The sequence below is a fragment of the Zemynaea arenosa genome (assembly GCF_004614185.1).
GTDB classification, from domain to species: Bacteria; Pseudomonadota; Gammaproteobacteria; order Burkholderiales; family Burkholderiaceae_D; genus Telluria; species Telluria arenosa.
In genome coordinates this window covers 1-9,864 of sequence record NZ_SPVF01000246.1, presented here as the reverse complement: position 1 = coordinate 9,864, position 9,864 = coordinate 1, and the positions used below count along the sequence as shown (strand labels likewise).

Below are 9,864 nucleotides of genomic sequence, written 5' to 3'. Positions count from 1 at the left end.
CGTCGCCAGCGCCGAGCCGCGCAGCACCCGCGCCAGGCCCCAGCCCGCCGCCACGCACAACACGATCATGCCCGCCTGCCACAGGAAGCTGGGTTCGCGGAAATCCGAAATCAGGTCAAGCAGCAGGTTGGAGATGGGCATGGTGGCGATCAGTCTGCGGAATCCTCGTCCTTGGCGGCCGCGGGCTTGGCGGCAGCCTTCTTACGTTCCAGCACGGCGGCAAAGAAGCCATCGGTCTGGTGCCGGTGCGGCAGCAGCTTGAGGTAGCTGTCCATCTCCAGCGGAATCTTCTGCTCCGCCAGCACCTTGTTCATCGGCACCAGCTCGAAGTCCGGGTGGTCGGCCAGGAAGCGTTCCACCACGCGGTCGTTCTCTTCATCCAGCAGCGAACAGGTCGCATAGACCAGGCGGCCCCCGCCCTTGAGCAGGCGCGCGGCGCCGTCCAGGATCGAGACCTGCTTGTCGTGCATCTCCTGCGCCACCTCGGGCGGCTGGCGCCACTTGACGTCCGGATTGCGGCGCAAGGTGCCCAGGCCCGAGCACGGCGCATCGACCAGCACGCGGTCGATCTTGCCCGCCAGCCGCTTGATCTTGGCATCCCTCTCGTGCGCGATCTGGACCGGATGCACATTGGACAGGCCGCTGCGCGCCAAGCGCGGTTTGAGCTTGGCCAGGCGTTTTTCCGAGATGTCGAACGCGTACAGGCGCCCGGTATTGCGCATCAGCGCGCCCAGCGCCAGCGTCTTGCCGCCCGCGCCCGCGCAGAAGTCGACCACCATCTCGCCGCGCTTGGCGCCGACGATCTGGGCCAGCACCTGGCTGCCCTCGTCCTGCACCTCGATCGAGCCTTCCTTGAACAGCGGCAGGTTCTGCAGCGCGGGCTTCTTGTGCACGCGCAGGCCCAGCGGCGCGAACGGGGTCGGGTCGGCGGCGATCGGCGCCTCGGCCAGCTGGGCGATCACCTGTTCGCGGTCGGCCTTGAGCGAATTCACGCGCAGGTCCAGCGGCGCGGGCTTGTTGAGCGCGTCAGCCAGCACGTCGGCCTCGTCCTGGCCGTACTGGCCCACCAGCTTCTCGTACAGCCAGCCCGGCATGTTGGAGCGCTTCTGCGGCGGCAGCAGGCTGCGGTCGATCTGCTTGACACGCTCGGCCAGCTCGCGCTCCTCATCGCTCAGCCCGGCGATCGGCTCGATCCCGACCGCTTCCGCCAGACCGAGCACGGCCAGGCGCCGCATGCTGGCGTTGGACCCGGCAAAGTCGGTGAAGAAGGTCTTGTTGCGCAGGACCGCGTAGACGGACTCCGCAATGGCTCCGCGCTCGCGCCCGCCCAGGCGCGGGTGCTCCTTGAAATAGCGCGAAATGACGGCGTCAGCCGGAGTAGTGAAACGCAAGACCTCGCGCAGCACCTCTTCGGTGTTGGCGAGCACAGCGGGATGCAAACGCATGGGTATTCCTTAATCAGTGAGGCGCACGATGCCGTCCTCGATGCTCACACGGCCTTCGATGAACTGGCGCACGGCGCGCGGATACAGCTTGTGTTCTTCCTGCAGCACGCGGGCGGCCAGCGTGTCCGCGTCGTCGCCCGGCAGCACCGGCACGGCCACCTGGCCCAGCACCGGACCATGGTCGAGCTGGGCGGTGACGAAGTGGACCGTCGCCCCATGCTCGGCCTCGCCCGCGGCCAGCGCCTGCTCGTGCGTGTGCAGGCCGGGGAACTTGGGCAGCAGCGACGGATGGATGTTCAGGAGCCGTCCGGCGTAATGGTCGACGAAGCCCGGCGTCAGGATGCGCATGAATCCGGCCAGCACGACCAGGTCCGGCTGGTAGCCATCGATCACTTCCATCAGCGCCGCGTCGAACGCCTCGCGCGTCGGGTACTCCTTGTTGGCCACCACGGCCGTCGGAATGCCGTGGGCGGCGGCGAACTCCAGCCCCTTGGCATCCGCCTTGTTGGCGATCACGGCGGCGATCCGCGCCGGCCACTGCTCCGCCGCGGCCGCGCGCACGATGGCTTCCATATTGCTGCCGCGGCCAGAAATCAGAACGACGATATTTTTCATAGGCCGACATTGTACCCTGCCGGGGCAGCCGCCCCCGCAGAAATGTTGCGGCGCAGCAGTGGATTTACTCGAAGGAGTAGAAGACGCGGAACGGGACTTTCTTCTCGGCCCAGAAGTCGGCCGCGTCGCGGAACACGTCCAGCAACGATTCGCGCGCTTCGCGGTCGAATTTTTGCGTGTTCGGCAATTGCTCGATCACCACGATGAAGCCCGGCTGCGGGCCGGCCTTATGGATCGTTTCGGTCACGCTGGTCCGCAGGGCGTCGAAGTTCTTGCAGGCGGGCTTGGGGAAAAAGAAGGCCTCGCCGATGCGCTGGCATACCTGCTGCTTGGTCAACGTGTTCGCGCAATGGACATACAGAAAATGTTGTCCCAGCCGGGCAGCCTCTTCCTGCAACTCCGCAACGCGGAATGCGCGGATGGCCTGCACGACGTTGGGCGGCACCGTTAAAAACAAACTCATTTTTTCCTCAGTGAAGACCGTTTCCGTGTCGTTGCCAAGCGCCAATATTGCGTTCCAATGTAGTAGGGTAACGGTTTGTGGTAGTGGAATCAACTAAATGTGAGATTGCTCTCGGATTTGTGAAACCTACCGCCCGGCAATTTGTCGCCCCGCCGTTACAATTTGTTGCCATGGCAACGCTTGCCGTTCACACGTGCGCAGTACTATTGATTCCAAGGGCAGCACCCGCATGTGCCGCCTCCATCCCGCAAGCGAATGACTGTGAACGACAATTGAACGAAACGAGGCCATCCATGAACGTGCAATCCAAACTGGTCCTGTCGGCCCTGTGCCTGAGCGCCCTGCCGCTGGCGCAGGCCCAGGTCGGCGATTTTGAAGACTTCGGCCGGGTGACGCGGGTCCAGCCGCGCGTCGAGCAGGTCAACCGCCCGCGCCAGGAGTGCCGTACTGAATATGTGCAGGTGCCGGTGCGCCAGGCGCCGCCGCAGCGCTCGGCCGGCGGCTCGATCATCGGCGGCATTGCCGGTGCCATCATTGGCAACCAGGTCGGCGGCGGCAATGGGCGCGCCGCGGCGACCGCGGCCGGTGCCATCGCCGGTGCCGTGGTCGGCGACCGCGTCGACAACCAGGGCCAGAACTACGCGCCGGGCCCGGACCGGGTGCAGGAACAGGCCGTGCGCCAGTGCCGCACGGTGGACGCCTGGGAGTCGCGCACCGTCGGCTACGACGTGACCTACGACTACCGCGGCCATCAGTACACGGTGCCGATGTCCTACGACCCCGGCCAGCGCGTCAAGCTGCGCGTGACGGTGCAGCCGGAGCAGATGTAACGGAGTACCCTGGACGAGGCCTCTCCTCGTGCAGGCCGCCGGGCAGTCCAGCCGGCGGCCTTTTGCATTCTGGTTGTGCTTGCGCCCCGCCGCACCGCCAGCCGATAATGCGCCATGCTCATCAAACGCAAGTCCATCGAACAGGCCGAGTCCTCCCGGCCGCCCGCCCGCAAGCCGAAGTTCGCCCCCGTCACCCTGTCCGAACAGGACGGCGTCCGCTATCTCCACTTCGGCACCGAATGGGTGCAAGGCGCAATGCGCATCCGCAAGCCGGACTGGCCCGAGCTCGAATACGCGCAGCAGATGATGGCCTGGATGCTGTTCCTGGATCAGCCCCGCACCATCGTCCAGCTGGGCCTCGGTACCGGCGCCCTGACCAAGTTTTGTTACAAGACATTTCCGGAAGCAAAGGTCACGGCGGTCGAATTGAACGAGGCCGTGATCAATATCGGCTACGCGATGTTCAAGCTGCCGCCCAGCGACGCGCGCCTGCAGGTGCTGGAAATGGATGCGCTCGACTTTGTCACCCATGAGGACAACCACGGCCGGATCGACGTCCTGCAAGTCGACCTGTACGACGCCACCGCCCGCGGCCCCGTGCTGGACACCCCCGAGTTCTACCAGGCCTGCGCGGCCTGCCTGACGGAGCACGGCGTCATGACCGTCAACCTGTTCGGCGACCACCCAAGCTATGCGCGCAACCTGAAGGCGATGAAATTCGCCTTCGACGACGTGCTGTGCCTGCCCGAAGTCCACGACGGCAACGTGGTCGCGCTCGCCTTCAAGACCCGCCCCACCCTCGACTTCGCCGTCCTGAAAGAGCGCGCTGCGCAGATCCAGACCGCCACCAAGCTGCCGGCCAAAGCGTGGGTGCGCGGCCTGCAGCCATCCTGAGCCCGCCACCGGAGACCGCCTTGAGCGCAGACCCCGCCGCCGCCCCGCCCCGCAAAGCCGCGCCGAAACCCGCGCTCGATCTGCAGACCCTGTTCTCCTGGCTGCTGGCGGACGGCATCGTCGACAAGTCCACCGTCAAGCCGCATTACGCGCACGCGCAGGGCATCCTCAAGAACGCGCCCGGCTCGATGCACCCGCTCACCGCCATCGCGCAGTGCAAGCTCGTGTCCGCCCAGCCGCCGCACAAGCTGCAGACGCTGGACGTGCTGACCGAATGGTTCGCGGGCAAGGTCGGCCTGCCCTTCCTGCGCATCGACCCGCTGAAGATGGACTTCACCCGCGTGGCGGACGTGATGTCGGCCAGCTACGCGGCGCGCTTCAACATCCTGCCGGTGGACCTGAGCGCCACCACGCTGACGGTCGCCACCGCCGACCCGTTCGCCACGGAGTGGGAAGCCGAGATCGCCAAGGTCGCGCGCCGCAACGTGCAGCTGGCGATCGCCAATCCGCTCGACATCGCCCAGTACATCTCGCAGTTCTTCAGCCTGGCCAAGTCGATCCGGGACGCCAACAAGGCGGGCGGCCAGGAACTGGCGCTGCGCAACAACTTCGAACAGCTGGTCGAACTCGGCAAATCGAACAAGCAGCTGGACGCCAACGACCAGCACATCGTCAACATCGTGGACTGGCTGTGGCAGTACGCCTTCGACCAGCGCGCCTCGGACATCCACCTGGAACCCAAGCGCGACATCGCCGTGATCCGCTTCCGCATCGACGGCGTGCTGCACCAGGTCTACCAGGTGCCGGCGGTGGTGATGATCGCGATGACCGCGCGCATCAAGCTGCTGGGCCGCATGGACGTGATCGAAAAGCGCCGCCCGCAGGATGGCCGCATCAAGACCCGCACGGCAGGCGGGCAGGAGGTCGAGCTGCGCCTGTCGACCCTGCCGACGGCGTTTGGCGAAAAGCTGGTGATGCGGATCTTCGACCCCGAGGTCGTGGTCAAGACCCTGCCCGAGCTGGGCTTTCCGCCCGACGACGCCGCGCGCTGGGACGCGCTGACCCAGCGCCCGCACGGCATCATCCTGGTCACCGGCCCCACCGGCTCCGGCAAGACCACCACGCTCTACACCACCCTGAAGGCGCTCGCGACCTCCGAGGTGAACGTGTGTACGGTCGAGGATCCGATCGAGATGGTCGAGGCCTCGTTCAACCAGATGCAGGTCCAGCCCGGCATCGACCTGTCGTTTGCCGACGGCGTCAAGGCGCTGATGCGGCAGGACCCGGACATCATCATGGTCGGCGAGATCCGCGACTTGGCCACGGCCGAGATGGCCATCCAGGCCGCGCTGACCGGCCACTTGGTGCTGTCCACCCTGCACACCAACGACGCGCCCTCGGCCGTGATGCGCCTGCTCGAACTGGGCGTGCCCTATTATCTGCTCGAAGCGACTCTCATCGGCATCATGGCCCAGCGCCTGGTGCGCACCCTGTGCCCGCATTGCAAGGCCGGCGACGGCCAGCTCAATGACGATGTGTGGCAGAGCCTGGGCGGCGCGTGGAATTTGCCGAAGCCGGCAACGGTCTACCGCCCGGTCGGCTGCCCCGAATGCCGCCAGACCGGCTACCGCGGCCGCACCGGCCTGTACGAGCTGGCCGTGGTCACGGACGAGTTCCTCAAGTACGTGGACGAAGAGACCGACATTTCCGCCTTGCGCCAGCAGGCCGTGCGCGATGGCATGAAGCCGCTGCGCATCGCCGGCGCGCTCAAGATCAGCGAAGGGCTGACCACCGCCGACGAGGTCCTGAAGGTGACCGCCGCGCTGGCGACGTGAGGGCCGCCGCGCCCTGCCCTGAATCTTTTTTCCAGATGCCCTAGCGCAAAAGAAAAACACCGGCTATAATCTTGCCTCTTTCGGGTCGTTAGCTCAGCTGGTAGAGCAGCGGACTTTTAATCCGTTGGTCGCAGGTTCGAATCCCGCACGGCCTACCACGAATAGAAAAAAGCCCACGAAGTTCGCTTCGTGGGCTTTTTGCATTGCGCGCTCGCTGCGCGCGCCGCTCGTGCACAAGCAGAAATGATGGCCCGCGCCAGCGCGCACGCTTGATACAGCTCTACTGCGCCACATCCCCTTCCCGCACTCTTCCTCGACACCGTGTGCGAAATCGCAAGTTACACGGGCTCAAGCATACGTTTTAGCACATTTTCAAAAACGAATATTTCAACCGTGCAGCCGCGCACAGTAGCAAAAAGTCATTATTGCTTTTTCGTTCTACACTCCGCCCACAACGTCAAACACAACCTTAGAGCGCAACCGTTTTCTTTTAGGGGCAAGCCATGAACAAACTGTATCAGGGAGCACTCGCCTGCGCCGTCGCCGCCTTCGTGGCCGGCTGCGGTGGCAATACGTCATCCAGCACCACGGCCGCGCCGAGCATGGCGGCGACCATCGTCACCTCGCAGACTTCGGCCCAGCAGGCCACGCACTCGGTCGAAGACTACTATCCGATGGTGCAGAGCATCTACATTTCGTACTTCGGCCGCCCGGCCGACCCGGCCGGCCTGCGCCAGTTTGCCGAGTACCTGCAGGCCATGAATGCGCCGACCAGCCTGGTGGAACTCAACACCCTGGCCTATACCAATGTGCAGCTGCAGAATCTGCTGAACGGCTTCAACAGCAGCCAGGAATCGCAGGAACTGTACGCCGGCGACAACAGCGCCTTCATCGACGCGATTTACCAGAACCTGTTCGGCCGCGCACCGGATGCGGACGGCAAGGCCTTCTGGCTCGGCAAGGTGAACTCGGGCGAAATGACCCGCGCGCGCGCCTCGCTGAACATCCTGTCCGGCGCCTACAACGACCCGAGCAGCGGTGACGTCGCAGCCATCAACAACCGCGCCACCGTGGCCGCCAATTTCACCACCGCGCTCGACACCGGCGTCGAAGTCCGCGGCTACCGCGGCCAGGCCGCCGCCCAGTCGGTGCGCACCATCCTGCGCACGGTGAACTCGGCCACCGATCCGGCCAGCCTGAGCGGCCAGATCACCGCCACCATCAACACCCTGAAAGCGGCGGTGCCGCTGTCGGCGGAAGGCATGTACCACAACGACATCGACGCTACCGGCAACACCGATCTCAACCTTCTGGTGCTCGATGACGACACCGTTTGGGCCTTCTACGGGGTGGAGCGCAACAGCCAGTACGACCTGTTTGGGTACGCTAAGTCCTCGGCAATCGGCAACGGCACCAGCCTGACTGGCGCGATGAAGGACTATGGTAACGGCACCGGTGCAGACACGACCCTGAACGTGAATTACTCGGCTGGTTCCAACCTGACCGGTGCAATCCAGACCAACAACGGTCCGCTCTCGATCAATGCCGCGCCGGTGGCCAGCTCGGTCTACAACTACAACACCGGGGCCAACATCAACGAAATTACCGGCACCTGGACCATGTCCCAGCGCGTCCGTGAGCCGCAGGCGACCGTGACGGTCAATGCCAACGGCACCTTCACCGGCACCGTCAGCGGCTGCACCTTCATCGGCGCCCTCAAGGGTCGCGCCAACCGCAACGTGTTCGACATGACCATGCAGTACAGCACCGGCTGCGACCAGGCCGGCACCGTGGTCACCGGCATCGGCCTGAGCATGCTGTCCAACAGCGGCGCCAACCGCGAGTTCATCCTGCTCGGCGCAAATACGCCGTGGAACCGCAGCAGCATGTTCTGGGGCGTGCGTCCGAAGTAATCCCCTGATGGCAAGGCCGCGCTAGACCAGCAGCGCGGCGCTCATCGACTTGACCTCGGCAGCCGACTCTTCGAGTATGCTGCCGAGCGTGTCTTTGTCCACCGCAAAATCCAGCGCGGACTCATCATCAGCCGGCAGATCCTGTTCCCGCGTCGCCAGCGGCGAGCGCACCGGCGCAAACTGGTTGGCCAGCAGCAGCGTATCGAGCAGGTTGGACGGTGGAATGTTCACCCAGCCGTCGCGCAGCCCTTCGATCGCCACCCGCACCGGGTCCGGGATCGCCAGCTTCTTCATCACCTCGCGGCTCACCACTTCCTCGCACAGCTCGGCCCACTTTTCGGGATCGTCATCGAGCAGGCCGGGGAATTCGTCCGCGCGCGACAGCAGGTAGAAGCCGCCGACCTCGTGCACGATGCCGGCAAACATGGCGGTGTCCGGATTGACGAAGGTGACGCGCTTGGCCAGCACATGGGCCAGCGCCGCGACGTGCGCGGTGTGCTGCCACATCTGCTCGGCCTTGGCGCGCAAGCCGGGGTCCACGATCTTCGCGCCGAACTGGCGTACCACCAGCCCCGCCACCAGGTTCTGCAGGCTGCTGTAGCCGATTCGCATCACCGCGGCGCGCGCGCTGGTGACCACGCTGTCGCCATGGCGGTTGAACGCCGCCGAATTGGCCAGCGCCACCGTACGCGCCGCCAGCTGCGGCTCGCCCAGGACTAGGCGGATCGCATCCTCGATGTGGCAGTTGGGGTCGTTGAGCGCAAGCTGCAGGCGCAGGGCCGCATTCACGCTGGTGGGAAAACTGATCTCTCCGCGGGCAGCCTGGGCCGCGATGTAACCAAAGGCTTCGATCTTATTCATCGAAAAATTATAACCCTCGGGGCGCGCCAAAGATTCAAAACGGTTGCGGCGCACACGCAAAAACCCCCGGCTGCCGCACTCGACAGCCGGGGGTTTGTCCGACTCGAACGGCTTACTTGACCTTCAGCGCGCTGCGCACGTCGCTCACGCCCTTCACTTCCTTGGCGACCTGCACGGCACGCTGCGCTTCGGACTTGGAGTTCACGAAGCCGCTCAGCATCACCACGCCCTTCTCGGTCTCCACGTGGATGCCCAGCGATTTCAGGTTCGGTTCCTTGACCAGGTCCGCCTTCACGCGGGTGGTGATGACGGAATCCTCGACCACGTCCCCGGTCTTGTCGGCCACGCGGTCGGTCTTCTGGGCCGCCACGGCGGTGGCTTCCTTGGTGTTCTGGCGCGCATCGGCGGTCGCCTCGCGGGTGTTCTGGGCGACGTCGTGCGCCACTTCGCGGGTCTTCTCGGCGACCTTGGCGGCGCCTGCCTTGGTGTTCTGCGCGACGTCGTGGGCGACTTCGCGCGTCTTGGCGGCGGCGGTGGCGGCCGCTTCCTTGGTGTTCTGGGCCACGTCGCGCGCCACTTCCTTGGTGGTGGCGGCGGCGTTGGCGGTCGCCTGGCGGGTGTCCTGCGCCACTTCACGGGTCGCCTCGCGGGTGTTGGCGGCGGCACTGGCCGTGGCGTTCTCGGTCTTCTGAGCGGCGGTCGCGGTGGCGGCGCGGGTGTCCTGGGCCACCTCGCGGGTGGCCTCGCGGGTGTTCTGCGCCGCGTTGGCGGTCGCATCCTTCACGCGGTCACCGGCGTTGGCGGCAGCATCCTTGGTGCGGTCCAGCGCGACACCAGCCTGCTGGCGCGCGGCGGTGGCGTTCGGGTGGGTGCCGTTGTCGATCAGGCAGGCGGTCTTGTTGTTGCCCGCGGCATCCTTGCACTGGTCCATCAGCGCCTGCTTGTTGTCCTGGCCGGAAGCGGTCGTGCCGGCCGCGCTCATGCCGGCGCTGGTGCTGCCCGCGGCGG

9 protein-coding genes and 1 tRNA gene are annotated in these 9,864 nt (G+C 65.5%); 5 read left to right on the top strand and 5 right to left on the bottom strand.

Annotated elements, in window-relative coordinates; translation table 11 throughout:
• Nucleotides 1-149: 149 nt before the first annotated feature.
• The 3 genes from E4L96_RS19135 to E4L96_RS19125 all read right to left on the bottom strand — a co-directional run bounded on the left by E4L96_RS19135 (nucleotide 150) and on the right by E4L96_RS19125 (nucleotide 2,523).
• A complete protein-coding gene (locus tag E4L96_RS19135; protein ID WP_135208810.1) occupies nucleotides 150-1,445 on the bottom strand; it encodes an RsmB/NOP family class I SAM-dependent RNA methyltransferase in 1,296 nt (431 codons plus the stop codon).
• A gap of 9 nt (nucleotides 1,446-1,454) precedes the next feature.
• Nucleotides 1,455-2,060 (bottom strand): phosphoribosylglycinamide formyltransferase, encoded by a 606-nt coding sequence (gene purN / locus E4L96_RS19130; RefSeq protein WP_135208809.1) that lies wholly within the window; start codon nucleotides 2,058-2,060, stop codon nucleotides 1,455-1,457.
• A gap of 64 nt (nucleotides 2,061-2,124) precedes the next feature.
• Nucleotides 2,125-2,523 carry a barstar family protein gene (locus E4L96_RS19125; RefSeq protein ID WP_135208812.1) on the bottom strand — a complete coding sequence of 133 codons (399 nt, stop codon included), beginning with the start codon at nucleotides 2,521-2,523 and terminating at the stop codon, nucleotides 2,125-2,127.
• A gap of 293 nt (nucleotides 2,524-2,816) precedes the next feature.
• On the opposite strand from E4L96_RS19125, the gene E4L96_RS19120 reads away from it, so the two are divergent.
• From E4L96_RS19120 to E4L96_RS19100, 5 genes are all read left to right on the top strand, one after another.
• The gene (locus E4L96_RS19120; protein WP_135208808.1) at nucleotides 2,817-3,353 is read left to right on the top strand and encodes a glycine zipper 2TM domain-containing protein; all 537 of its coding nucleotides are present in this window, start codon (nucleotides 2,817-2,819) and stop codon (nucleotides 3,351-3,353) included.
• 114 nt (nucleotides 3,354-3,467) lie between these two features.
• Nucleotides 3,468-4,247 (top strand): spermine/spermidine synthase domain-containing protein, encoded by a 780-nt coding sequence (locus E4L96_RS19115; protein ID WP_135208807.1) that lies wholly within the window; start codon nucleotides 3,468-3,470, stop codon nucleotides 4,245-4,247.
• A 20-nt stretch (nucleotides 4,248-4,267) separates the two neighbouring features.
• Nucleotides 4,268-6,082: a type IV pilus assembly ATPase TfpB gene (gene tfpB, locus E4L96_RS19110; RefSeq protein ID WP_135208806.1), complete on the top strand. Its 1,815-nt coding sequence runs from the start codon at nucleotides 4,268-4,270 to the stop codon at nucleotides 6,080-6,082.
• Between the two features lie 82 nt (nucleotides 6,083-6,164).
• Nucleotides 6,165-6,240: transfer RNA gene (locus E4L96_RS19105), tRNA-Lys, on the top strand.
• 345 nt (nucleotides 6,241-6,585) lie between these two features.
• Nucleotides 6,586-7,995 (top strand): DUF4214 domain-containing protein, encoded by a 1,410-nt coding sequence (locus E4L96_RS19100; protein ID WP_135208805.1) that lies wholly within the window; start codon nucleotides 6,586-6,588, stop codon nucleotides 7,993-7,995.
• Between the two features lie 21 nt (nucleotides 7,996-8,016).
• Here E4L96_RS19100 and E4L96_RS19095 read toward each other — a convergent pair whose 3' ends face one another.
• Together E4L96_RS19095 and E4L96_RS19090 are read right to left on the bottom strand one after the other, a co-directional pair.
• On the bottom strand, nucleotides 8,017-8,856 hold the full coding sequence (locus tag E4L96_RS19095) for an HDOD domain-containing protein (protein WP_135208804.1): 840 nt from the start codon (nucleotides 8,854-8,856) through the stop codon (nucleotides 8,017-8,019).
• Nucleotides 8,857-8,968: 112 nt separating this feature from the next.
• Nucleotides 8,969-9,864, bottom strand: an 896-nt coding sequence (locus E4L96_RS19090) for a BON domain-containing protein (RefSeq protein WP_307721655.1), incomplete at its 5' end; no start/stop codon positions are given.